This is a genomic window from Acetobacter sp. P5B1 (assembly GCF_018811985.1).
Taxonomy (GTDB): Bacteria; Pseudomonadota; Alphaproteobacteria; order Acetobacterales; family Acetobacteraceae; genus Acetobacter; species Acetobacter cerevisiae.
Window position 1 is genome coordinate 32,609 of the sequence record NZ_JACRVS010000015.1, and the last position, 23,216, is coordinate 55,824.

The 23,216-nt window shown below is 58.7% G+C and carries 17 protein-coding genes, 1 pseudogene and 2 riboswitches; of the genes and pseudogenes, 9 read left to right on the forward strand and 9 right to left on the reverse strand.

The window, feature by feature from the left end; genetic code table 11:
• The first annotated feature begins 10 nt into the window (after nucleotides 1–10).
• The gene (locus tag KP703_RS10275) at nucleotides 11–2,443 is read left to right on the forward strand and encodes a mechanosensitive ion channel domain-containing protein (RefSeq protein WP_215754742.1); all 2,433 of its coding nucleotides are present in this window, start codon (nucleotides 11–13) and stop codon (nucleotides 2,441–2,443) included.
• A gap of 38 nt (nucleotides 2,444–2,481) precedes the next feature.
• Here the strand turns inward: KP703_RS10275 and KP703_RS10280 are convergent, their stop codons facing one another.
• Nucleotides 2,482–4,614: a TonB-dependent siderophore receptor gene (locus KP703_RS10280; protein ID WP_215754760.1), complete on the reverse strand. Its 2,133-nt coding sequence runs from the start codon at nucleotides 4,612–4,614 to the stop codon at nucleotides 2,482–2,484.
• 245 nt (nucleotides 4,615–4,859) lie between these two features.
• Nucleotides 4,860–5,070, reverse strand: a riboswitch (cobalamin riboswitch).
• Nucleotides 5,071–5,171: 101 nt separating this feature from the next.
• A riboswitch (cobalamin riboswitch) is annotated at nucleotides 5,172–5,384 on the forward strand.
• Nucleotides 5,385–5,424: 40 nt separating this feature from the next.
• On the opposite strand from KP703_RS10280, the gene KP703_RS10285 reads away from it, so the two are divergent.
• Nucleotides 5,425–5,844 carry a hypothetical protein gene (locus KP703_RS10285; RefSeq protein WP_215754743.1) on the forward strand — a complete coding sequence of 140 codons (420 nt, stop codon included), beginning with the start codon at nucleotides 5,425–5,427 and terminating at the stop codon, nucleotides 5,842–5,844.
• Nucleotides 5,841–7,283, forward strand: a complete 1,443-nt coding sequence (locus KP703_RS10290) for a PepSY domain-containing protein (RefSeq protein WP_215754744.1) — start codon at nucleotides 5,841–5,843, stop codon at nucleotides 7,281–7,283. Before KP703_RS10285 ends, KP703_RS10290 begins: the two co-directional genes overlap by 4 nt.
• A 28-nt stretch (nucleotides 7,284–7,311) precedes the next feature.
• On the opposite strand, the gene KP703_RS10295 is transcribed toward KP703_RS10290, so the two are convergent.
• On the reverse strand, nucleotides 7,312–7,857 hold the full coding sequence (locus tag KP703_RS10295) for a hypothetical protein (protein WP_215754745.1): 546 nt from the start codon (nucleotides 7,855–7,857) through the stop codon (nucleotides 7,312–7,314).
• 8 nt (nucleotides 7,858–7,865) lie between these two features.
• Entirely contained in the window at nucleotides 7,866–9,056 is a 1,191-nt protein-coding gene (locus tag KP703_RS10300) for a DUF3500 domain-containing protein (protein ID WP_215754747.1), read from the reverse strand.
• 144 nt (nucleotides 9,057–9,200) lie between these two features.
• On the opposite strand from KP703_RS10300, the gene KP703_RS10305 reads away from it, so the two are divergent.
• The gene (locus KP703_RS10305; RefSeq protein ID WP_215754750.1) at nucleotides 9,201–10,808 is read left to right on the forward strand and encodes a tannase/feruloyl esterase family alpha/beta hydrolase; all 1,608 of its coding nucleotides are present in this window, start codon (nucleotides 9,201–9,203) and stop codon (nucleotides 10,806–10,808) included.
• 135 nt (nucleotides 10,809–10,943) lie between these two features.
• On the opposite strand, the gene KP703_RS10310 is transcribed toward KP703_RS10305, so the two are convergent.
• Genes KP703_RS10310 through gmk form a run of 4 tightly spaced genes read right to left on the reverse strand, consistent with a single transcriptional unit; the run spans nucleotide 10,944 to nucleotide 15,743 of the window.
• Nucleotides 10,944–12,464, reverse strand: coding sequence for a replicative DNA helicase (locus KP703_RS10310; protein ID WP_062140566.1), 1,521 nt, complete (start codon nucleotides 12,462–12,464; stop codon nucleotides 10,944–10,946).
• Nucleotides 12,461–13,657 carry an AGE family epimerase/isomerase gene (locus KP703_RS10315; protein ID WP_215754751.1) on the reverse strand — a complete coding sequence of 399 codons (1,197 nt, stop codon included), beginning with the start codon at nucleotides 13,655–13,657 and terminating at the stop codon, nucleotides 12,461–12,463. Before KP703_RS10315 ends, KP703_RS10310 begins: the two co-directional genes overlap by 4 nt.
• Nucleotides 13,654–15,087, reverse strand: coding sequence for a D-glycero-beta-D-manno-heptose-7-phosphate kinase (gene rfaE1 / locus KP703_RS10320; RefSeq protein WP_215754752.1), 1,434 nt, complete (start codon nucleotides 15,085–15,087; stop codon nucleotides 13,654–13,656). The genes KP703_RS10315 and rfaE1 overlap by 4 nt, the downstream gene beginning before the upstream one ends.
• A gap of 5 nt (nucleotides 15,088–15,092) precedes the next feature.
• On the reverse strand, nucleotides 15,093–15,743 hold the full coding sequence (gmk, locus tag KP703_RS10325; protein WP_062140562.1) for a guanylate kinase: 651 nt from the start codon (nucleotides 15,741–15,743) through the stop codon (nucleotides 15,093–15,095).
• 120 nt (nucleotides 15,744–15,863) lie between these two features.
• Here gmk and KP703_RS10330 point away from each other — a divergent pair, with 120 nt between their 5' ends.
• Nucleotides 15,864–16,682 (forward strand): SDR family oxidoreductase, encoded by an 819-nt coding sequence (locus tag KP703_RS10330; RefSeq protein WP_062250289.1) that lies wholly within the window; start codon nucleotides 15,864–15,866, stop codon nucleotides 16,680–16,682.
• Nucleotides 16,683–16,722: 40 nt separating this feature from the next.
• Nucleotides 16,723–18,084: a cytosine permease gene (locus KP703_RS10335; RefSeq protein WP_252353999.1), complete on the forward strand. Its 1,362-nt coding sequence runs from the start codon at nucleotides 16,723–16,725 to the stop codon at nucleotides 18,082–18,084.
• Here KP703_RS10335 and rlmB read toward each other — a convergent pair.
• On the reverse strand, nucleotides 18,018–18,854 hold the full coding sequence (gene rlmB / locus KP703_RS10340; protein WP_215754753.1) for a 23S rRNA (guanosine(2251)-2'-O)-methyltransferase RlmB: 837 nt from the start codon (nucleotides 18,852–18,854) through the stop codon (nucleotides 18,018–18,020). The genes KP703_RS10335 and rlmB overlap by 67 nt on opposite strands.
• A 197-nt stretch (nucleotides 18,855–19,051) precedes the next feature.
• Here rlmB and KP703_RS10345 point away from each other — a divergent pair, with 197 nt between their 5' ends.
• The 3 genes from KP703_RS10345 to KP703_RS10355 all read left to right on the forward strand — a co-directional run bounded on the left by KP703_RS10345 (nucleotide 19,052) and on the right by KP703_RS10355 (nucleotide 23,035).
• The gene (locus KP703_RS10345; RefSeq protein WP_215754754.1) at nucleotides 19,052–19,558 is read left to right on the forward strand and encodes a YaiI/YqxD family protein; all 507 of its coding nucleotides are present in this window, start codon (nucleotides 19,052–19,054) and stop codon (nucleotides 19,556–19,558) included.
• A 355-nt stretch (nucleotides 19,559–19,913) separates the two neighbouring features.
• Nucleotides 19,914–21,485, forward strand: coding sequence for a hypothetical protein (locus tag KP703_RS10350; protein WP_215754756.1), 1,572 nt, complete (start codon nucleotides 19,914–19,916; stop codon nucleotides 21,483–21,485).
• Complete coding sequence (locus KP703_RS10355; RefSeq protein ID WP_215754758.1) at nucleotides 21,446–23,035, forward strand: Hint domain-containing protein; 1,590 nt, start codon at nucleotides 21,446–21,448, stop codon at nucleotides 23,033–23,035. The genes KP703_RS10350 and KP703_RS10355 overlap by 40 nt, the downstream gene beginning before the upstream one ends.
• A 69-nt stretch (nucleotides 23,036–23,104) precedes the next feature.
• Here the strand turns inward: KP703_RS10355 and KP703_RS10360 are convergent.
• Nucleotides 23,105–23,216 (reverse strand): annotated as a pseudogene (locus KP703_RS10360) (IS5/IS1182 family transposase); the annotation flags it as partial.

The following is a 23,216-nucleotide window of genomic DNA, read 5'->3' on the forward strand; positions in this document are numbered from 1 at the left end:
GAGAAGCCTTATGACTCGCCAGCCGTTCCGCATTCTTTTTTCTGTTTTATGTCTGGTTCTGGCGGGGCTTTTCCACCCGATACTTTCAGGCCCGGCGGCACGGGCGGCACAGCCCGAAACACCTGCCACACAACCCGCCTCTCCGGCCCAAACGCCCGCCCCCCTGATTGCAGACATCACGCTTTTTGCGTCTGATGCGACGCTGAATGCGATGGGGGATGAGATCCGCGCGATCTATGTTGGCAGTCGAAAAGATTACTCCACCACCCAGAATACCAACGCCCTGAACATGCTGCTGCGCCGCGCAACGGCGGTTGCCACCAAGACGGATGCTCTGCTGACGCAGATCAAGCCGTATGAGAGCGTGTATCAGAGCTTTGTCGATATTCTGGGGAAGCCGGAAGCCTCTGAACCCGCCTCCATTACCGAGCAGCGCAAAATGCTGACGGCCAGACAGCAGGACATTTCCGGCCGCATCACCCGCCTGCGGCTTTACCAGCTGGAAGCCCAGCAACTCATGCAGGAACTGCGCCAGCATGGCACGGCCATCCAGCAGGCCACCATGACGCAGCGTTTCCCAACGCCGCTTGGGGTTAATTTCTGGTCTCAGCTTTCCAGCACCGCCAAACAGGATAGGGACCGTGCAGCCTCTCTGGTCTCCGAGATTGGTGTGGTGCTGAAAAATGCCTTTACCGGCCAGCATGCGTTACTCACGCTGGGGGCGCTGGCGCTCTCCGGCCTGCTGCTGGCGCTGCATTTTTTCTGCCATACGCCCGTACGGATGCTGGTCTCCCGCTTTCTGCCGACAGGCCGCATTCGCCCCATTACAGCTGCCGTCATTTGTTCACTCATTGGCGTTGTCGCATGGGGCGGGGCGTTTCAAATCATCTGGAACGCCATCAGCTTTAATAATGATGCCGTCGCGGATGATCTCTCCGCTCTGGCCGATATGGTGGCAGCGCAGGTTCCACTGTGCGGGTTTGTGCTGGAACTGGGCATGAGCATCCTCTCCCGCAGGCCGGAATGGCGCGTCTTCCCCATGCCGGACACGCTGGCGCGCAACCTGCGCCTCTTCCCCTTCTGGTTTGCCTCCGCCCTGATTGTGCGCGGCGTCCTGCGTTATGTGGATACCCAGAGCGGGCTGGGGCTCCTGCCCATTCAGCTTCTGGATGGTCTTTATACGCTCGCCGTCAGCCCGCTGCTGTTTGCCATCCCGCGTCAGCTGCGCCTGTCGGCCCAGCAGGATAATCCTGAGACCAATTCTGCCGAGATCGCCCCGCTTTTAAGAACACTTGTCACCACCATCGCCATTGTCTGCTGGGGGGCCGTGCTGACGGGTTATATCCCGCTGGGATACACCATCATCTCGTGGGTCTCCGTCATGGCCATCACCATGACGGGCCTGCTGCTGGTGGCCCTGCTGGCCACCGCACTGGGTAGCAGCGTGTTCCCCTCCAGAGCGCCGGTTGGTGCCCATCTGGTCAGGCTGGGCCTCCCTGCCCGGCTGGTGGATCAGGCGAGTGTGGTTATCCCCGGGCTGATCAGCGTTTTTTTGCTGGTTGTCGCCTTTTCTGTCGCCACGGCGGGTGCAGATTTTGATCCCTCTCAGGTTGGCCGTCGTATTCTGTCCATCTTTAAAGGGCAGGCCGCAACGGAAGGTAGCTTCAACCTCTCGCTGGATGCCGTGCTGCTGTGCGCCGGGCTGCCTATCCTGGGCCACTACGCCATCCGGATTGTCAGGAACTGGTTCCGCCTGCACTTCTTCCCCACCACGCGGCTGGATATTGGCGCGCAGGCCTCCATCCTGAATATTCTGACCTACAGCGCGTGGATCGTCATCGGGCTGTGCATGGCCTCCGCTCTCGGGGTCACGGTCAAGAGCATGACATGGGTTGTCAGCGCCCTGTCCGTTGGTATCGGTTTTGGCTTGCAGTCCATTGTGCAGAACTTTGTGTCCGGCATTATTCTTATGGCCGAACGCCCCGTCTCCATTGGGGATGTGGTCGATATTGCCGGGGCGCATGGTGAGGTCGCGCGCATCAGCGTGCGGTCCACCAATATCAAACTGGCTGATGGCTCCACGATGATTGTGCCAAACTCACAATTCATCACCTCCGCAGTGCGCAACGCCACGCGGGCGGAAAAGCCGGGCGTGTTCACCATCCCGCTGCAGGTACCGTTTACGTCTGATCTGCACAAAGCCATGAATGTGATGACCTGCACGCTGGCAGGCTGCGAAAATGTGGAAGACCAGCCTGTGCCAACCGCCAGCATCACCTCCGTGACGGACGGCTCCGCCGTTCTGACCGGCACCGCCCGCGCCCGTGTAGGGATGGACACTGCCACAGTGCGCAGTGAGGCCCTGTTTGCCTTGTGGCAGGCCTTTCAGGACAATCAGATACCCGTCACGGTGCCCAGCACCCTCATCCAACCCGCAAAGTAGAACAAAAAAGGCCGGGCTTCTCATCCGGCCTTTTCTTTTTAGAAATCCGCCTGCGCACTGATGGAGAAGGACCGGGGCGCACCGAGCATGACCTCACTCGGGTAGCTGGTGTCCGCCCACTGGATAAAGTGCTTGTTGCCAATATTGTCGATGCGGCCATAGACCGTAATGTTTTTATAGGCATGCCAGCCTGCAAAAACATTGACCAGCGCATAATCCTTCAGAGACAGCGTATTCGCATAGTCCCCTTTGCGAGCCGACACGTAGCGCATCCCCGCCCCCAGATCGAGCGGCAGATCCCCCACACGGGACCAGATAGCCCACAGATTAGCCGTAACAGCAGGCACATCTGGCACCTGATTGCCCGATGCATCGACCGAGGCGCTGGGATGAAATGACCCGTAGCGGGAATAGGTGTAGGCCACGTTGCCGGACAGGCTCCAGTGCCGGTTGAGGGACAAATCACCCTGCCATTCCACCCCACGCGATTTCTGCACACCGGCGGTCGCTACCGTATCCGGCCCGGTAGAAACCAGCATGCGGGTCCGCCTGATGTCATACAGCGCCAGCGTGGTGGTGAAGCGTCCGTCCCACAGGCTAGCTTTTACGCCAATTTCGCCCTGCCGGGAGTGGCTGAGGCGGGTGAACTGCCCCCGGTTAACCAGAAACAGGTTGGAGCCCGGCGGATCTTCCCCTGTCGTATAAACCCCATATACGCTGATGTTTTTCGTAATATCGAACACTGGCCCGATGCGGAAATTATCCGGGTTATAATGGCCTTTGAAACTTGTAGCCGCGTTAAACTGCCCGGCCTGCGTGTAGTTCTGCCGGTCGAGCGAAAGCCAGTCATACCGGAAACCGCCCACCAGCCGCAGATTATCGCGAATGGTCAGAACATCTTCCAAAAACAGCCCTGCCTGCACCATCGTGGTGGGAGATTTCATGAAGGGATATTCCCCCGCAAAAGACCCAAGCTGCGTGGATTCCGGGCTGGCCAGAGACACACTGTCCGCATAATCCGCCGAAGGAAAACCACGGTTGCGGATAAAGCGCAGATAATAGGCATCCCCACCCAGCACAAAACGGTTCTTCATACCGAAGACGGAAAAATCAAACTGCGCGTGCAGCGTATCCCCAACCTGATGCTGGTTTTGATACACATAAAACCGGTCTCGCCCGATACGCCCCGGCGCAATGGCATTGCCTGCGGCGTCCGTGCTGCCGGGGCTGTTGAGGTAGGTCAGGCTTTCCGCATTATTCCAGCGCCGTTTGGAATAAATGAAGTAGCTGCTGTTATGAAACAGAACATGGCTGTTCACCCGCCAGTCCAGATGCAAAGTGGGCGTGGCGTTGACGGACCCGGCCTTACCATCCCGCACGTTATAATACCGCCAGAGGGATGCACGGGTAATGCCCAGCCCCTTACTGGAACTCAGCAGACCGCCCACACGCCCGCCCGTCTGGGAAAGATCCACCAGCGGTGTACCGTAATAGGTAGAAAGCCGGTCTGTCAGATAATCCATGCTCAGCCGGGCAGTGAATTTGGATGTCGGCTTCCAGAGCAGGGTTGTCGTGAAATCATCCGAGTGCGGATCAGCCCCTTTTACAAACCCGTCAGAAGACGTGCGGCTGAAGTCCGTACGCAATGCCAGCGTTTGCGTAATGGGCACAGAGCCACCTATGCCCGCATTCCATGTATTGAAACTGCCATAGGAGATAAGCGCATTGGCGTGGGGGCCATCAAAGGTCGGGTTTCGGGTACGCATGTCCACCGTGCCACCCACAGCCCCCTGCCCATACAACACGGAGGACGGGCCTTTGAGCACCTGCACACTTTCCAGATTGAAGCTGTTCTGGGGCCGGTTGATCATGGTGGTGGGGCCAAAATACTGGCCGTCATGCAGCACCAAGATCTGGTTCCCGGTAAAACCGCGCATCATCAGCTGCGCCGGGCTACCCGGAGACCCACCGGACGAAACACCGGGGGCGCTGTCTGCTGCCGCCTCGGCCTGCGCATAGCCACGCTGCATCATCAGATCATGGGACACGACATTAATGGTGCCCGGTGTGTGCTGGATGGAAAGCCCCAGTTTGCCACCGACGGCTGGCACGGCCTGAAGCGGCGCTGTCTTGCCGTAAGCGGTAATATATTCCGCGCCTGCCGCCGTCATGGCGGGCACAGGGGKTTCCTGCTTTTTWTGCTGAGGACCTCTGTTTTTTTTCAAAGGTCTGGCATCAGGATTTCCCGATCCCTCGGGTGTTGCCGCATAGACGATGGAAACGGAATTCAGGCCCAGCAGGAGACTGAGGGCGTAAGAGAGTGGACGCACGGGGTTCGCTCCAAAAAACGTCACCGCGGTGGAAGCACTGAGCAAACCGTGCCTCGCCGCCACATCACCCCGTATGGCAGCTCCGTCCGTGACTTTCGGGCAATGGCAGGTCTCCTGGCTCGCTGGTCTTCGGATCTCGCAGCGGCCTTCCCCCCCATGTCCCACACGGGGAGTGGCATGGATGCCGCAAATCCTCTCAGCTTACAGTTGCGGGGGCAGCATCGGCTTGAACCGATTTCCCTCTTAGCCCTCCGACTGCACACACAGCCTGAAGGCACCATAGCTGGGTGCAGCGTAAACATGCTCCGCAAAAGCTTGTCAACGAAAGTGCGGCTACACGCATGATAAAAAACGACCCCTAATTCCTGCTGTTGCGAAAAACCGGGTTTGCGTACACTCTGCCCGCATCAGTCAACAGCCCCGCGCAAGCGGGTTAAAAGGGAAGACCGTAGGCCGTTAAGCACGGCTCAGTCGGTCGCTGCTCCCGCAACTGTAGGCGGTATGTCTGGGCCTTTTCTGCCACGCGGCAGGCCACTGGTGAACAACCGGGAAGGTAAGGCTCAGATGCGTATCCGCGAGCCAGGAGACCTGCTGTTGTCGTTCAGGACCGTGCCGCCGGGCGGGATGTACCGGAAGGCAGGAGTAAACACAGTGAGACCGTTCTCGCCCCTTTCCTCTTTGCCCCGCCCATATCGGACGGCTGAGGCTTACCACCCGGCTTTTGTCAGACTGCTGCACTCATGCCCGCCCCGTTTCCATGCCCTGCAGGCCGCCCGTCTGGCTTTGCTGCCACCCCCGGAGCAGGAAGACGTTATTGCACGCAACGGCCAAGCGCTTTTCCTGAAACTGACACCCCGCCTGCCCGCCACACACCGGGAACGCGGGGCCATGCTGGAAGAGGCTTTTCGCCCCCTTCTGCTAACGGCCACTGAGTATCTCGAAGCCATGCCTTCGTTCACTCTGGATATGGCACCCAAGGCCGCACAGCAGATTGTGCAGGCCTATGTGGCCGTGCATTGGGCACGCGGCGCACAGGCCGCCGCCATGGCTTTGTATAACGCCCCCGCATGAAGGCACTCCGCAGAGCGCTTTATCTGACGCACAGATGGCTGGGGCTTGGCATGGGGCTGCTGATGGCAGGCTGGTGCGCGTCCGGCATTGTCATGCTCTGGCACACATGGCCTCAGCCGGATGACCGTGCCCTTGCCCATGGTCCGGCAGAAATCCAGTGGCCTGCACACCTTCCGAATTTACGTGATCTCGACAGGAATAAACGCTTTCAGGCGTTCCAGATCAGCATGGTTGGGCAGGAACCCGCTCTGACGCTCACCCCGGAAAACGGGCCGCCTTTTGCGCTTGATCTGCGCACAGGCCTTGCGGGCCGCATTCCCCCGGCAGATGCTGCCACCAGCGCCCTACGCTATGCCCGCACGACTGGCACACAAGGTCAGCCAGTGTTTGACGGCCTCACCACGGACGACCAGTGGGTTCTGGATACTCATGGCCGGGAACATGGATTTTATCGTTTTCTCTTCCCGGACGTTCCCCACACGCAGGTTTACGTCTCCTCTCTGACAGGCGAGGTCATGCAGGCTACAACCCGCACGACCCGCGTATGGGCATGGGTTGGCGCTATCCCACACTGGCTCTATCCGGCAGTGCTGCGCAAACATCCCTCTCTCTGGCAGCAGGTCGTGATTGTTCTGTCTGGCACAGGCGTTTTTCTGACGGTTACCGGGTTGTGGATTGGCGTTCTGCGGCTCCGGCGCAAGTCCCCTTTTACGCCTTACCGGGGGTGGCATTGTGTCCATCATCTCAGTGGAACGATGTTTGGCGTGCTGGCCCTGCTCTGGGTAACAACCGGGCTGCTCAGCATGTCACCGGGCGGCCTGTTCCACAGCAAACCGGACGCGGTGAACCCGTTGCGCGTGACCGGCACCGTGACGGGTGCAGAGATTCAGGCTCTGCTTTCCCGGCTTGACACCGCAGCCCCTACCGGCTGGACCGGCGTGAAAAGCACCTTGCTGGACGGGCATGTTTTCCTGCAAGCCCTGCAAAAATCTGGCTTTCAAAGGCTGCACGAAACACTCGCCCCCGCCCCTCTCACCAAAGGGCAACTTGTCCAGTTTCTACGTCCTGCAGGCTTGCTTAAAACAGCAGAGAGCCTGACCCTCCTCACCAGCGCAGACGCCTATTACTTCAGCCGCCCCACGCATAAACGGCATTTTCCCGTCTGGCGTGCGCAGGCCGCAGACGGCACCTTGATCTATCTGGATGCACAATCCGGCGCGGCGCTGGCCATGCTGGATCAGCCAGCCCGCCAGTCGCGCTGGCTGGTTTACGGGTTTCACGATCTCGATTTCTGGCCGTGGTTGCGTGACGCCCCCACACATTGGAGCATAGCCTTGCCGCTCCTGAGTGGCGTGCTGTGCGTGTTTCTGTCAGGCGTCATTATCGGTATCCGACGCCTCAGACTGATACGCCTCAGTCGGATGAAAAGGCCCGGCTGACCAGCCTGACAGAGTTTTTAAACAGCCCTTACTGCGTCACAACAAAATCAAGCTGATAAGACGCCTGATCCGCTGAGCGTTTTTGCCCCTGCACCTGAATGCCCGGGTCTTGCGGTTGCAGGCAGTTCACCAGATACACCGTATCTGCTCCGGCCCCGTGATTGGTATAGGCCAGATGATAAGCACCTTTTTGCAAAACGCGCGGCACAGAAAACTGGAGAGCAATCACCCCCTCCCCGCCTTTTATGGCAGAGAGCGTGGGGAAGCTGGCTGATACTGTCTGCAAGGCAACCGGCTTTCCGTTCAGCGTAACACTCAGAGAATAAGCAGTTTGGGCCGCATAGGCCTGCTGTTCCGCCGCCGAAATCACGCCATCCCTATTCCGGTCAATCTGCGGGATCACCCGCCCCGCCACATCCACGCCGGGTGTCAGGCGCAGGCGGAGCGTCACGCCCTCCCGCGCCAGATCTACAGTTGTGGCCTGCAAATATTCATCCAGCCGGTGCGCCGAAGCAGGATGAACGCCGGCCAGACACACCAGCCCGCCAATAAATACTGCTTTGGGTAAGGTCATGCACACACTCATTTGACGGTAAACCGGCTGCCGTAACTGTTCGTCGGGTCCCGATAGACCGTATGCACATGCAGGGTCGGGTCACCCCCTACGCCCTGCGAAGAAAACTCAATAACCAGATGCGGCCCCTGAATACGGTAATACGAGGAGCCGTTACGGTCCGGCGCATGGGTGGTCGGGCCACTCCATGCAAACCATGTTTCATTGAGATCGCTCTCAATTTCTTTCAGGCGCGGAGCGGCATAAACCGGATTGATAATGCCTGCCCATTCACTGATAACATCCAGCAGCAGCGTTTTCTGCGCCGCCGTCATGGCCGAACCTTTCAGCCCTTCCGGCACAATGGTTTCGCCATCATGCCCCGGCCCCATCACCAGATCCTCCACTTTATACGGCAGAATGGCCTGTTTGCGCTGGGCGGGCGTCAGCGCGTCCAGCAGGGCAAAAGCCTTGTCGTTCTCGCCGGCCAGAACACGCACGGTCTTGCCACCGGCCTGATACACAGCAGGTTGCGCGCCCGTCAGAGTGGGCGTCATCACGCCATGTGCGCCATCAATCACAATATTCAGGCCCAGATGATGGCCACCAAACTGCACCATCCACGGCGTTGTGGCACTCGGTTCCCCAAAAACAGCGATGGTGTAAACAGCTTTCCCGGAGGCAAAATTTGTGCCTGCATCCGTCAAAGCCTGATCCGAACCCATGATATCCTGTACTTTCTGAAACCCTTTCTCGCTCAAAAGGGTTTTCAGAAGCGCCATGGCCGCCGCGCGTTGCGGCTCCGTCAGGCTGCCCATCTGGCGGCCGGGGCGCGGCACGTCGCTTACCGGGAAGTTGGACCACATGGCCTTGCCGTATTGCTCACCAAGAAAACCACCCGGCGGCCCCATACCCGGTCCGCGCGCTACGGGAGCATTTGCGTTGGCGCTCGTCACCGGTTCAGCCGGGCCACCCGGTGTTGTGCGACGGAAGCGCGCCAGCACAGCAGACTTTTGCGCCACAAACGGAAACTGCACCGTGGCTTTCCCCTGTGCATCGAACGTAGCGAGAAAGGCCTGCGCCGCGGCCACGCCCTTTTGTGTCTGCTGCACAGGTCCCTCCTCCTCAGTGGAGGCCGCAACGGCTGGCTGCACCATCTGAGCCGCGAGAGAAGGTGCAGCCAGCAGCAATCCTGCCGCCACAACAAAAGTCTTTTGCATGAAACGCACTCCGCGCCCGCAGCCGGGCAATTTTAACAACTCTTCTGTGCTGCACAGACTGCCTTCCAATTCTGGCGGGATCAAGGTGCTTCCCCTATGGTCTGTCAGGCGTAGAGTTCAGTCTCTTAATAACAGGAGCTTTCCATGCCTTTCCGTGCTTCTCTGAAGCCTGTTCTGGCCCACCGCACACAAACACTGTGTCTGGCGGCAGCTGTTCTGGCAGTCTCCGCCCCCCTCCTTCGCCCCACAAACGCCCACGCCACCAGTTGCGCCGATCTGGCCCGGCAGGCCTTGCCCGATACCACGTTTACAACCGTGCAGACGGTGGAAGCCGGGCAATGGCAGGCCCCCCAGACGCAGCTGACGCGCATTATGTCAGCACCCGGCATGAATGTAGCGGGCAAACCCACACGCGGCAGCATCCCGGCTTTTTGCCGGGTTGCCGCAACGCTGCATCCCTCGTCTGACTCCGCCATCCGCCTTGAAGTCTGGATGCCGCTGAAGGGCTGGAATGGGCGTTTTCTGGGCATTGGGAATTTCGGCTGGGCTGGCTCGCTGATGTATCAGGGCATGGAAACCGGCGTGAGCGAAGGCTACGCCGTGGCCAGCACGGATACCGGGCATGATAGCAGCACACCGGAAGGACAAGGCGGCCGCTTCACCCTCGGCCATCCGGAAAAAATGGTGGATTACGCCTACCGCGCTGACCACCTGATGACCACTACCGCCAAAACGCTGATCCATAGTTTCTACGGGCAGAACGCCAGCCATGCCTACTGGATTGGCTGCTCGCTGGGCGGCCTTGAGGGGCTGATTGAAGCCAAACGCTTCCCCGAGGATTATGACGGCATTGTTGTAGGCGCACCGCCCAACCCGATTGTGAATTTCAACGCCGAGCAGCTCTGGGCCGGGTGGATGAGCTACCATAACCCCGCCCTGCGTGTGCCGCGCGAAAAATTCCAGCTTTTGAACAAGGCTGTGATGAACGCCTGCGCAACGCCTGTTGGCAAAAAGCAGGGGTTTCTGGATGAACCTGACGCCTGCCATTTTGAACCCAAAGACCTGCTCTGCAAGGGCGCGGACACCACCAGCTGCCTGACGGCGTCTGAAGTGCAGTCTGCTGAACAGATTTATCAGGGACCAGTCAACCCGCGCACGCATCAGGTTCTTTTCCCCGGCCCGGCCAAAGGTAGCGAGGACGGTTTTTCTGCGGACGGCAAAGCCTTCCCGGTAGCACTTGATCTTTTCAAATACGCAGCATTCCAGAACCCGAACTGGGACTGGACGACCCTGAACTGGGACACCGATATTGCCAAAGCCACGCAGGCCGTCGGCCCGCTGCTCCATGTGGATGACAACCTGACCCCGTTCTTCCGGCATGGTGGCAAACTGCTGATGTATATTGGCTGGAATGACGGGCACAACCCGGAACAGCTGGCTGAGTATTATCAGGCTGTGATGAAAAATGCTGGTGGCAGCGCAAAGGATGCCATGCGTCTGATCACCATCCCCGGCATGGGCCACTGCTATGGCGGGGCTGGGTGTGACACGTTCAGCAAACTGGGCGCGATTGATAACTGGGTGAGCCACCAGACCGCTCCGGACAAACTGATTGCCGCCCGCGTGGAAGACGGCAAAGTGACCCGCACCCGCCCCCTTTGCGCCTGGCCCGCCGTTGCCCGCTACGATGGTAAAGGCAGCATGGACGATGCGGCGAGTTTTGCATGTGTGATGCCCGCAAAAGCGAGCTGACACACACCATCCAAAAGCAGTTCAGGCTGACCCATCCTATCATGGGTCAGCCTGAAAACTGGTTTTCTTCACTCTGGCTTTTGCACTAACAGAGTGAAGAAAACCCATTATTCCCGCAGAAAATTCTTCCAGTGCTTAGTGATGCGGTTCCTCATGCACCATATCCAGATCGGCAAAGCGTGTGTATTCGCCTTCAAAGAACAGATGCACGACGCCGGTGGGGCCATGACGCTGTTTTTCCAGAATGAGTTCGGCCTTGTTATGCACAAGGCTCATCTTGCGCTGCCAGTCATCAAGTGCTGCTGAGTATTTCTCCATGGAATCAAATGCTGTTTCCTTGGGCATACGCTGCTGGAGATAGTATTCGTCTCGATACACAAACATCACGGAATCCGCGTCCTGCTCAATCGAGCCCGATTCACGCAAATCCGAAAGCATCGGGCGTTTATCTTCGCGGCTTTCCACCTGACGGGAGAGCTGGGAGAGCGCGATAACCGGCACTTCCAGCTCCTTCGCAATTGCCTTCAGTCCCTGTGTGATCATGGAAATTTCCAGAACACGACTTTCCGGGCGGGTACCAACGGAGGGGCGCATCAGCTGGAGATAATCGACCACCACAAGGCTTAAGCCGCGCGTCCGCTTCAGGCGGCGGCAGCGGGTTCGCATGGCGGAAAGGGAGATGGCCGGGGTATCGTCAATGACCAGCGGCAGACGGGCCAGTTCACGGCTCACCCGCACAAAGCGGTCAAACTCTTTCTGGCCAATGTCACCACGACGAATTTTTTCACCGGAAACCTCCGCCTGCTCGGACAGAATACGGGTTGCCAGCTGTTCCGCCGACATTTCCAGCGAGAAAATGGCAACGGTGCCAGTCGGCTCAACACCCGGCCCTTTTTCTTCCGCCTCAATCATCAGCGCACGGGCGGCAGAGAAGGCAATTTTGGTCGCCAACGCCGTTTTACCCATAGCCGGACGACCTGCCAGAATCATCAGATCCGACGGATGCAGGCCACCGGTTTTCTTATCAAGGTCGCGCAGGCCGGACGTCAGCCCGGACACATGCCCTTCCCGCCGGAAGGCCAGTTCGGCTGTTTTAATGGCGTCGGTCAGGGCGCGGTCAAACACCACAAAGCCGCCGTCCTGTCCTTTTTCCGTGGCCAGACGGAACAGCGCCTCTTCCCCCGCTGCAATCTGGTCAGGGCCGGACAGGTCAGAAATTGTGCCGAACGCGCTGTTCACCACGTTCTCGCCAATATCAATCAACTGGCGACGGATCCACGCATCATGAATGGCGCGGCCATAATCCCCGGCATTGATAATACCGACCATGGAGGTCAGCAGTTTGGCCAGATAGGCCATGCCGCCCACATCATTCAGGATACCGGAATTTTCCAGCTCGGCCCGCAGGGTCACGGGGTCCGCCAGCTGGCCGTTTTCAATCCGGCGGGCAATGGCATCATAAATGCGGCCATTCACCTGATTGGCAAAATGCGCGCCCGTCAGAAAGTCCGAAACGCGGTCATACGCCCGGTTGTTCGTCAGCAGCGCGCCCAGAAGGGCCTGCTCTGCTTCAAGGTTGGCAGGAGGATGGCGAAGGGAGAGCGACAGAAGCGTTTCTTCTTCCTGCCGCGCGGGTTGGGTCTGGGTCATGCTCATGCCTTCTTTGCCGCCTGATCCAGCGCATCAAACGCGGTGATGATGTGGTAGAGGGAACTGGTCGGGATTTTTGTCACCGCAGGCGCACCCGCCGCATCCAACTGGTCCACCCATGTTCCCACCGGGCAACCGGTAAAATAATGGTCCAGCAGATTGTCCGCCAGACGCACTGCCATACCCCGGCTGTCCTGCTTATCCTGGCTCAGCACACCACGCAGGGCTTCCCCCTGCACCCACAGGCGAGAGCCGCCCCGCAGTACCGTGCCATCCCGGCGCAGTACATCACGCACCCGGCCCGTTTCCGGCACCATACCAAAACGGGTCGCAAAGCTGGCCAGCCGCATGGCGGGTTCGGACGTATCCACGCCACTCAGGCGGCTATACTCGCCCAGCAGCCAGACCCATTCAAAATGATGCCCCGGCTCAACCCATTGCCCGGCCTCACCAGGTGCAAGCTGCCAGTCTTTTGTGAAAAACTCGCCCAGCGTGCCCGTTACAGGATCAAAAAAGCGGGTGCGGAACAGCCGATATAGCGTATGCGCCAGAGCAAGATCAGGCTCGTGCTTCGTGGTGACATACAGCGCCAGCACGGCTTCCAGCAGATGCATGTGCGGGTTCTGCTGCCGGGGTGCGCCGTCATCCGGCAGGCAGTTCAGAAAGCCACCGTCCGGCGTGGCCATATTTTTCTGAATCCAGACCAGCGTTTCCCGCGCCAGCGTTTCCGCCCGGCCAGAGCCTTCCAGCCGCCCGTACCAAGCCAGTGCAAAGACCACAAACGCGAGGTCATACAGGTCTGCCGTATTGTCCTTCACACCGCCGTCCCGCGTGAGGCTCCGCACCCAGCCGCCATCTTCACGCCGCGCACGCAGCATGAAGCGGAAAATACCATGGGCGCGGGACACACCTTCTTCCCACCCCTGCAAGGCTGCCCATGAGAACGCAAACAGTTGCCGCGCCTGCACGCGCACCCGCTTGAACGGCGGCAGAGCGGGCTCTCCCTCCAGCGTCAGAGATTCCTGCGCGCCCAGCAAGGCCAGATCATGCGGCGTGCCATCACACCCCGTGGTGGCCCAGAAGGGCAGAGCCTTCTGGAACAGCCAGTCAGAAAACCGGTCCCGCACCGCCACCAGCGGCAACGGCGCGCCATCTGTCTGGGCATCTGTCAGAGGATTTGGAGGAAGTGTGCGACTCATGATCCCTGAATCCGTCCAATCGTAGCCGTTGTGGAATGTCCTGCGGCCAGAGTGGCCAGCACGAGCCGCCCGCCATTGCTCTGCACAATATCTGCCCCCACAACCTGCTCCGGTTTATAATCCGCCCCTTTAATCAGCACATCTGGCATCAGCGCGCGAATGGTTTCCAGCGGCGTATCTTCATCAAAGGACACCACGGCATCCACATAGCGGATGGCGGCCATTACACGGGCCCGGGAGTCCAGAGAATTCACGGGGCGCGTCGGGCCTTTCAAACGGCTGACGCTGGCATCGGTATTGAGGGCCACCACCAGCCGGTCACATGCCGCGCGGGCTTCGGCCAGCAGGCCGACATGGCCGGGATGGATGATGTCAAAGCAGCCATTGGTAAAGCCGACCTTCAGCCCCTGCGCCTGCCACCGCTGCACCTGCGCACAGGCTGCGGAGAGCGGGAGGAGATGCGGGATGTCATCCGGGCCGGACTGTTCCTCCAGCTCGTGCTGCACTTCCTGAATATCTGCCGTAGCCGTGCCCAGCTTGCCCACCACAACGCCTGCTGCGGCATTGGCCACACGCATGGCCTGCTCGAACGACATGCCTGAGCCAACACCCAGCGCCATGGTGGCGATAACGGTATCGCCCGCGCCGGAGACGTCGAAGACTTCCCGTGCACGGGCAGGCACGGACAGCACGGGGCCGTCTCGCCGGACCAGCATCATGCCTTTTTCCGACCGCGTGGCGAGAATGGCTGAGGCATCCGCCTGCGCCATGACGGTACGGGCCGCCAGTTCCGCCTGCGCTTCCGTCCCCACCGGCATGCCAGAGGCCAGAGCGAGTTCCTTCGCATTCGGCGTGATGCAGGTCGCCCCGCGATACTGGGTGTAATCCGCCGTCTTGGGGTCCACAAACACCGGGATGCCGCGCGCACGGGCCATGGTAAACACATGCGTCAGCACAGTGGGGCTGCACACGCCCTTACCGTAATCCGACACCACAACGGCCTGAACCTGATCAATCTGCGCATCAATCGCACGGCACAGCGCCTCAGCCTCTTCCGGCTGGAGCGGAGCACGACTTTCCTCATCCGCGCGGACCACCTGCTGATGCACGGCAATAAACCGCGTTTTGCAGATGGTGGGGCGCGCAGGCGAGCAGACGGTGGCATCCACCACCCGGGCCTGATTGCCCAGAGCGTTCCGCAGCACGCCCCCGGCTTCATCCTGCCCGACCAGCCCGACCAGAATGGCGCGGCCACCCAGAGAAATGACGTTATTGGCGACGTTCCCTGCCCCGCCCGGCATTTCCCGCCGGGAGTCCAGCAGAAGCACCGGCACCGGAGCTTCTGGCGAAATCCGCTCCATGGTTCCGTAAAGGAACCTGTCCAGCATCACATCCCCAAGGCAGAGGACCGAAACTGACGAAAAATCCATACCCATCAGGCTCCGAAGGTCTGCACAAAATCGGCCAGCCCGGTCTGCCGTCGCGTCAGCAGGCGTCCGGCTGTCAGCACCGCGCGGGCTTCAAAGATGGCACGGTCCAGCTCTGTATTGACCACCACATGGTCAAACTCCCGCCAATGGGAAATTTCATCCCGTGCAGCAGCCATGCGACGGGCAATTTCATCCGGGTGGTCGGAGGCACGGGAATGGAGGCGGCGTTCCAGTTCGACCAGAGAGGGCGGCAGCACAAACAGGCTCACCACATCATCCGGCAGCGCCTTACGAATCTGCTGGTGGCCCTGCCAGTCGATATCAAACACCATATCATGCCCGGCGTTCAGCGCTTCTTCCACTGGCGCGCGAGGGGTACCGTAGCCCCGGCCAAAGACAATGGCCCATTCCAGCAGCTCGCCGTTGGCGGCCATCTCTTCAAACTGCTCCATGGTGCGGAAGTGATAATGCACACCTTCCTTCTCACCGGGGCGCGGCTGGCGCGTGGTGACGGACACAGAATGGCGCAGCTTAGGTTCAGACGCCCGCAGCGCGTTGGCAATGGTCGATTTCCCCGCCCCCGACGGCGCGGAAATGACAAAACACACACCCCGACGTTTGATGCCCTTACCCTGTTCAGACGCTGCGTTCGACATACCGCCGTTCCATCCTATTCCGTGTTCTCAACTCACCACTCACCCTGCGTCTCTGCCACAAGCGCCGTCAGGGTGCCATAATGGGGAGATCTTCTAACAGTCTCGGGTTAAGAGGGCGACATGAAACACGATACCGTTCTGATTACCGGCGCGTCATCCGGACTGGGGCGCTCGCTGGCTCTGACGCTGGCCCGGCCGGGCCGCAGGCTCTTTCTGGGTGGGCGCAATAGTGACCGCCTGACCGACACGGCCCGCCAGTGTATCTCGCGCGGAGCGGCAGCAGAAATCCGACTCTGTGACGTGACGGACCGCCTCGGCATGGAAGAATGGGTGCATAATACCGGCCATCTGGACATGGTTCTGGCCTGCGCCGGCATTACCGGCGGCACCCGCAGTGCCCCGACCCCGGACGATGCCCCGTATGAACCGGACGCGCAGATCCGCCGGATGTTTGAAACCAATGTGCAGGGCGTGCTGAACACCGTGCTGCCTGCCTTGCAGATCATGCGCCGCCAGCCGCGCGCGGATGATGGAATGCGGGGGCGCATCTGCGCTATTTCCTCTGTGGCAGGCATTGTGTCCTACCCCGGCACCCCATCCTATAGTGCCTCCAAGGCGGCAGTGGACCGCTTCATGGTCGCCACGGGCGGTAATATGAAGCAGGCGGGGATTTTGATGACCTCCGTTGTTTGCGGGTTTCTCAACACGCCTATGGTAGCCCGCAACCATTTTCCCATGCCGGGGCTGACGGATGTGGAGAATGCCAGCCGCCGTATTCTGCGTGGACTGCGGCGGAACGAACGGCGCATTGTCTTTCCGCGCTGGCTGGTCGCCGGGTCTCGTTTTATGGACCTTCTGCCTATCCGTCTGGCCGAAGCCTATTATAATCATCAGCCAACCGGCGCTGCTGGCAGCATGCCGGAGCCGGATCTGTCTTAACGCGCCTCTTCGGCCTCGCCTTTTCAGGACCTGACCCGGCATGACAACGCCCCCCGCCTCTTCCGGCCCTGCCTCCAGCCAGCACCACCTGATGGAGGATCTTTCCGAAGCCTCCGTGCGGGAGCCCGTGCCTGCGGACCAGAAGACCATGGCGCTGGACAAGGTCTTCTGGAGCCACTTCTCCCCCAATCTGGGGCCGGGCGGCTGGGTGACGGGGGCGCTGCTCATCAGTCTGGGGCTGGACTTCAAGACTGGCGTATTGGCGGTCCTGCTGGGCAACCTGATTGGCGCGCTGCCAGTCGCCCTTGCCGCCTCCATTGGTCCGGCCACCGGCCTGACGCAGATGGAAGCCTCCCGCCGCGCACTGGGGCGGCTTGGCGTGCGCCCTCCGGCTTTCCTCAACTGGATTTACTGCGTGGGGTGGGACGCGGTGAACAACGTGCCCGCCGCCACAGCCCTGATGGCGCTGCTGATGCTGGCGGGCGTTTCCCTGCCCTTCTGGTTCGCACTCGCTGTTCTGGCCTCCGTGCAGATGGTGGCCTCCATTTACGGGCACCATGTGGTGCAGGCCGTGCAGAAATATCTGGGCGGATTGCTGCTGGTAACGTTCATTCTGATGGGCGTGGTGTTTGCCGTGCGCGGCTCTGCTCCCATTGCAGCCCACCACCCGGTCAGCCTCTCCACCTTCCTGCTCGCCACGGGGATTCTGGTCAGCTTCAACCTCTCCTGGGCCTCCTATTCTTCGGACTACACGCGGTATCTGCCTGCCGATACCAACCCGAAAAAAGTGGTCTGGCTGGCGCTGGCCGGGTTGCTGAGTTCGGCTATTCCGTTCCAGATTCTGGGGCTGATTAGCGCCGGGAGCGTCGCCAATCCCTCGCCTACTGCCGTCATTGCCTCACTCCAGCAAGCCATGGGGCCGCTGGGGGCTGTGGCGCTGGCAGCGATTGCGCTGTCTTCCATCACCGGCAATTCGTTTAACGATAATACAGCCAGTTACAGTCTGATTTCCGCTGGGCTGCATGTGCCGCGTGTTGCCGCTGCCATCCTGACCGCATTGCTGGGCTATGGGCTGGCCGTGGCGGGTGCCGGGCGTTACACCGCGCTTTATACGGATTACCTTCTGGTCACGATGTACTGGATTGCGCCGTGGATCGGCATTGTGCTGGCTGACTGGTATTGCGGCACCCGCCAGCCGCGCCCGGTGCCACCGGGCTGGACCTATGGGGCCACGATTTTTGCCGTGACCTCCGTGCTGACCATCCTGCTGTTTTCTGACAGCCAGCTTTACACCGGCCCCGTCGCTCGCTGGCTGGACGGCGCCGATATTGGCTCTTACGTGGGCTTCTTTGTGGCCGGGGGCTGGTATGTGCTGGGCATGCGTTCACGCGCCAGCTCATAAAGCCCAACGGCTGCGGCCACAGACACGTTCAGGCTTTCCATCTCACCCGGCATGTAAAGCCCGGCAATTTCATCACAGCTTTCACGCGTCAGGCGGCGCAGGCCCTTGCCTTCCGCCCCCAGCACGAGGGCCACACGGCGGCCTTTGAAGGACGGACCATCCAGCAGGCCACCGCCCGCATCCAGCCCGACTGTCCAGCAGCCGCCTTTCTGCAGGGCCTCAATAGCGCGAGAGAGATTGACTTCCCGCACCATCGGCACCGTTTCCAGCGCACCGGACGCGGCCTTGGCCAGCACGGCGGTTTCTTCCGGCGCGTTGCGGTCCTGCACCACAAGGCAGGCTGCACCAAAGGCAGCGGCAGACCGCAGAATTGCGCCCACATTGCGCGGGTCCGTTACCTGATCCAGCACCAGCACCGGGCCGGGGCGTTCCAGCGCTTCTTCCAGCGTCAGGTTAGGCAGCGCCTTGACCAGCACGGCGACGCCCTGATGCACGGCGTCCTCACCCAGCATGTCATCCAGACGGGCACGCTGGACAATTTCCGGCTCAATGCGGATCACAGCCCCGGCTTCTTTTGCGGCCAGGAGCGCCGGATGCTCGGGCTCCGTCACCAGCAGGCGCTGGAACACGCGGTTCGGGTTAGCCAGAGCGGCAGCCACGGCATGGGTGCCAAACAGCCAGCAGGCGCCAGCGGGTGCGCCCCCCTCGCGCCCAGCGGGAGAAGCACCGCGCGAGCGGCGAGGCGGACGGCCAGAACGGGGAGTGCGCATATAAAACCTTGAGCTATCGTGTTCAGCCCCTTCCCTACCGCAAACTGCCACCGCCGGGCTATCCCCTTTGCCGCAGCTTCCGGGGCAGATGACGCACCTCTGGCTGCCTTACTGGCCGCCGCGGCCCCTGCAAGCAGGTGCAGTCCACCCGTCGTATCCCTTGCACCCATGCGGCAGCACGGCATAGGACTCAGACCATGATACGTATTTTTATAGACGCCGATGCCTGCCCGGTGCGGGATGAAACCTATCAGGTGGCCGGACGCCACGGGCTGAAAACCTATGTAGTTTCCAACCACCTGCTGGCTGCCCCGGCCTCCCCGCAGATTGAGCGCATTGTGGTAACGGACGGCATGGACGTGGCGGATGACTGGATTGCCGAGCACGTCAAACCGCATGACATCGTCATTTCCTCAGACATCCCGCTGGCCGCCCGCTGCGTGGCAAAAAAGGCCTGTGTGCTGAACCCCAATGGCCGCATTCTGGATGAAAACGCCATCGGCATGGCGCTGGCCATGCGCAACCTGATGGAAGACCTCCGCTCCACCGGAACCATGCTGGGCGGCGGCAAGAGCTTTACCAAAAAAGACCGCTCCGCCTTTCTCTCCGCACTCGATACAGCCGTGGTCCGCGGCAAAAAACAGGCGGCAGGCAGCGTTCTGGCAGCGCGTCTGGCAGCGCCGCCGGGTGGGCGGAGTGTTTAATTCCGCAGGAGGCATGTTTCAGGGCATGCTAACTGGCCTAGCCGCCAGTTGAACGCATACAGCCAGTATCAAAACTGGCTTTTTCCTAACTCAAGCAGCCAATCATGCTCTGTGGATAGCGCAGAAAGACTAAATTCAGGAAAGAGTCCTTAGGCTTACCCATTATAAATGGATTGATATTTTTCAAAATATAAAAAATTAGACAAAAACTTTCAACTCAATAAAAACGGAATTATTTCTCAATAATTAGAATTATTAATTCCTAAAAAAGCCTCCTACCATATGGTATCTTTTCGCGAGTATTTAATCTGTATTTAAAGTCGCAAGGATTTTAATTTCTGATCGGCGAAATAAAATGAATAAACATACCCCCTCTTGCAAACACCACCATACTGGTGATGACTTACATCATTACCTTGTCGACATTGCTTTGGAAGCCGAATCTGCTGGCGGTGATACATCCCAGTATATCACTCAGGGCTCTGGCTATCATGCCCATGATGCGAACTGGCGCTGGACAGGTCCTGCCACCGGAGGCGACTGGAGCGATCCTGCCAACTGGACGCTGTATAACAGCGAAAACCAGCCTGTGCCAGCCAGTGAAATTCCCACAGGGGGCGCGCCAGCTATTCCGCAAAGCGAGCAAAATGCGGATGTGAACGTCGGATCTTATGACGGTACTCCCAACGTAATAGTGGCAAACGCCCCCTATTATAACCAGCTTCGCAGTCTCAGCGTCTGGCAGAACAGCACCCTCAAAATTACCGCCCAGTATCAAAATGGTGACAGCAACGGGTATGTTTTTGCGACCGCCGGTCTTGAAAATTTTGGAACGATTATTGTTGACACGCCTGCAGAAGTGGAACTCGGCGGGATCAATGTACAAGCTGGCACGCTGACCATCCTCAACAATCATGGCAATGTCATTTTTGACAACGACCAGATTAATAATGGCGGCACGATCAACCTGATCAACGCCTCCCTCGGCACAACCTCCAACCCCATTACGGTTTCTGGCGGAACGGTCAACCTACAGCAGAACAGTTCCATTCTCGCCAATCTGTGGGGAGAAGGCGGTACGATCAACGTCGATCCAGACTCCGTTAATACGATTTATATCAACGACAAATATTCCAATAATGACGGGAACAAGCAGAATACCGTTATCAATGGTGTGTCTGAAAACACCCATTTCGGTCTCCTCGGCACGTCCTCCACCCCCGTTTCAGCAACATACTCTTTAAATAGCGATGGGTCTTATACTCTGACAGTTCATCTGACAGACGACCGCAGCATCGCATATACCAATGTCAACATGGCCGCAGGCTACACTCCCCCTGTACAAATCACCATCGTGCAGGACGGCACGGCAGGATGGCTGCTAGAAGATACAACTCACGCCACAGTTCCATCTTATAGCACGAATGATCTCCATGCCTCTCTGGCTGCCATCGCAGCAGACGCAGAATCAGCTGGTGGTGATACATCCCAGTATATCACTCAGGGCTCTGGCTATCATGCCCATGATGCCAACTGGCGCTGGACAGGTCCTGCCACCGGAGGCGACTGGAGCGATCCTGCCAACTGGACGCTGTATAACAGCGAAAACCAGCCTGTGCCGGCCAGTGAAATTCCCACAGGGGGCGCACCGGCCATTCCGCAAAGCGAGCAAAATGCGGATGTGAACGTCGGATATTATGACGACCAGACGCCCAACGTTGTGGTGGCCAATGCTCCTTATTATAACCAGATCCGCAGCCTCAGCGTCTGGCAGAACAGCACCCTCAAAATTACCGCCCAGTATCAAAACGGTGACAGCAACGGGTATGTTTTGCGACTGCCGGTCTTGAAAATTTTGGAACGATTATTGTTGACACGCCTGCAGAAGTGGAACTCGGCGGGATCAATGTACAAGCTGGCACGCTGACCATCCTCAACAATCATGGCAATGTCATTTTTGACAACGACCAGATTAATAATGGCGGCACGATCAACCTGATCAACGCCTCACTAGGCACCCTCTCCAACCCCATTACGGTTTCTGGCGGAACGGTCAACCTACAGCAGAACAGTTCCATTCTCGCCAATCTGTGGGGAGAAGGCGGTACGATCAACGTTGATCCAGATACCGTTAATACAATTTATATCAACGATAAATATTCCAACAATGACGGAAACAAACAGAATACTGTTATCAATGGTGTATCTGGAAACACTCGTTTTGGTATTCTTGGCACTTCATCAGAACCTGTTTCAGCCTCTTATACCCAGAATAGTGATGGATCCTATTGCCTGACAGTCGAACTGACAGACGGGCGTAGCATTTCATATCCCGAAGTGAACATGACTCCCGGATATACCCCTCCGACCGAAGTCACCATCGTACAGGATGGCACAACAGGATGGCTGCTTACAGACACAACCCCCGCTGCCTGCTTCCTGCCCGGTGTAAAAATCCGAACGACTTCTGGCGATGTGGCCGTAGAAAATATTCATACAGGCGATAAAGTTCTGGCGCACATTGACGGACTGGACTGTGAGCGTTCCGTTGTATGGGTTGGAAAAAGCCGGAAAACTGTTGTTAACGGCCTTTCTGATGATGAGGCTGGTTATCCGGTTAGAATTCTGAAAAATGCTCTTGCTGATGGCGTTCCCTACCAGGATATGCTGATAACCGCCGAGCATTGCCTTTTTCTGGAAGGGTGCTTTGTACCTGTCCGTATGCTGGTGAACGGTAAAAGTATTTTTTATGACCACAGCATAACCAGCTATGATTACTATCACATTGAAACAGAAGAACATTCTGTAATTATAGCTGATGGTGCACTCACAGAAAGCTATCTGGATACCGGAAATCGGTCTTCTTTTGTATCAGATGGCAATATTGTTACGCTGCATTCTCATGCCAAAACATGGGACGGCGATGCTGCCGCTCCCCTTGAAGTCAAAACCGACTTTGTAGAGCCCCTGTTCAAGGCTCTGATGCAACGGGCTGCTGATGTTACCAACAGGCGTAATGATGCATCGCAGGGGCAGATGACCCATGACCATGCACTTTACCTTGTGACTAACTCTGGCTGCATGCTCCACCCCGTTCGCCAGACAGGGAATCAAACATTATCATTCATGATCCCTCCCGGCACGAGCACCGTCCGTCTCATGTCACGTTCCAGCCGACCGAGTGATGTGATTGGTCCTTTCGTAAATGACCGCCGGCATCTGGGGGTTCTGATAGGGCAAGTCATGATGCTGACAGCAAGCAGGATGGAAGAAATTATGACCCATCTTCAGGATGCCCCTTTGATCGGCTGGCACGCCCCAGAACAGGATACAGCACGCTGGACGAACGGAAATGCTATCCTTCCCCTTGGAAATAAGCCCACGCAAGGTGTCAGCATGCTGACATTACAGATGGAGGGATCGAAGAACCGTTGGTTGATGCGCCTGGCTCGTGATTTCAGGGTTTTGGCGATTTGATTGACGGTTTTTGGGGTAGCTTTTGATCTGCGTTTTGAGCAGATCGGGGACTGCCCTCCCGCTGGATGACTACGCGCTCGCGTTCAACCTTTCGAGGAAGAGGAAGCGGCGCATGTTGTAGACGATATTGGCCAGCCCGATCCTCATGGTGGCCCGGGTGATACCGACAGTTCGGATGAAC

Excerpts from the sequence above, each read along its gene's own strand:
- KP703_RS10310 (WP_062140566.1), bottom strand. The coding sequence starts at position 12,464 with ATGAGCATGACCCAGACCCAACCCGCGCGGCAGGAAGAAGAAACGCTT.
- rlmB (WP_215754753.1), bottom strand. The coding sequence starts at position 18,854 with ATGCGCACTCCCCGTTCTGGCCGTCCGCCTCGCCGCTCGCGCGGTGCT.
- rfaE1 (WP_215754752.1), bottom strand. The coding sequence starts at position 15,087 with ATGGATTTTTCGTCAGTTTCGGTCCTCTGCCTTGGGGATGTGATGCTG.
- KP703_RS10275 (WP_215754742.1), top strand. The coding sequence starts at position 11 with ATGACTCGCCAGCCGTTCCGCATTCTTTTTTCTGTTTTATGTCTGGTT.
- KP703_RS10345 (WP_215754754.1), top strand. The coding sequence starts at position 19,052 with ATGATACGTATTTTTATAGACGCCGATGCCTGCCCGGTGCGGGATGAA.
- KP703_RS10280 (WP_215754760.1), bottom strand. The coding sequence starts at position 4,614 with ATGACGGCGGCAGGCGCGGAATATATTACCGCTTACGGCAAGACAGCG.
- KP703_RS10330 (WP_062250289.1), top strand. The coding sequence starts at position 15,864 with ATGAAACACGATACCGTTCTGATTACCGGCGCGTCATCCGGACTGGGG.
- KP703_RS10295 (WP_215754745.1), bottom strand. The coding sequence starts at position 7,857 with ATGACCTTACCCAAAGCAGTATTTATTGGCGGGCTGGTGTGTCTGGCC.
- gmk (WP_062140562.1), bottom strand. The coding sequence starts at position 15,743 with ATGTCGAACGCAGCGTCTGAACAGGGTAAGGGCATCAAACGTCGGGGT.
- KP703_RS10305 (WP_215754750.1), top strand. The coding sequence starts at position 9,201 with ATGCCTTTCCGTGCTTCTCTGAAGCCTGTTCTGGCCCACCGCACACAA.
- KP703_RS10335 (WP_252353999.1), top strand. The coding sequence starts at position 16,723 with ATGACAACGCCCCCCGCCTCTTCCGGCCCTGCCTCCAGCCAGCACCAC.
- KP703_RS10315 (WP_215754751.1), bottom strand. The coding sequence starts at position 13,657 with ATGAGTCGCACACTTCCTCCAAATCCTCTGACAGATGCCCAGACAGAT.
- KP703_RS10290 (WP_215754744.1), top strand. The coding sequence starts at position 5,841 with ATGAAGGCACTCCGCAGAGCGCTTTATCTGACGCACAGATGGCTGGGG.
- KP703_RS10350 (WP_215754756.1), top strand. The coding sequence starts at position 19,914 with ATGAATAAACATACCCCCTCTTGCAAACACCACCATACTGGTGATGAC.
- KP703_RS10300 (WP_215754747.1), bottom strand. The coding sequence starts at position 9,056 with ATGCAAAAGACTTTTGTTGTGGCGGCAGGATTGCTGCTGGCTGCACCT.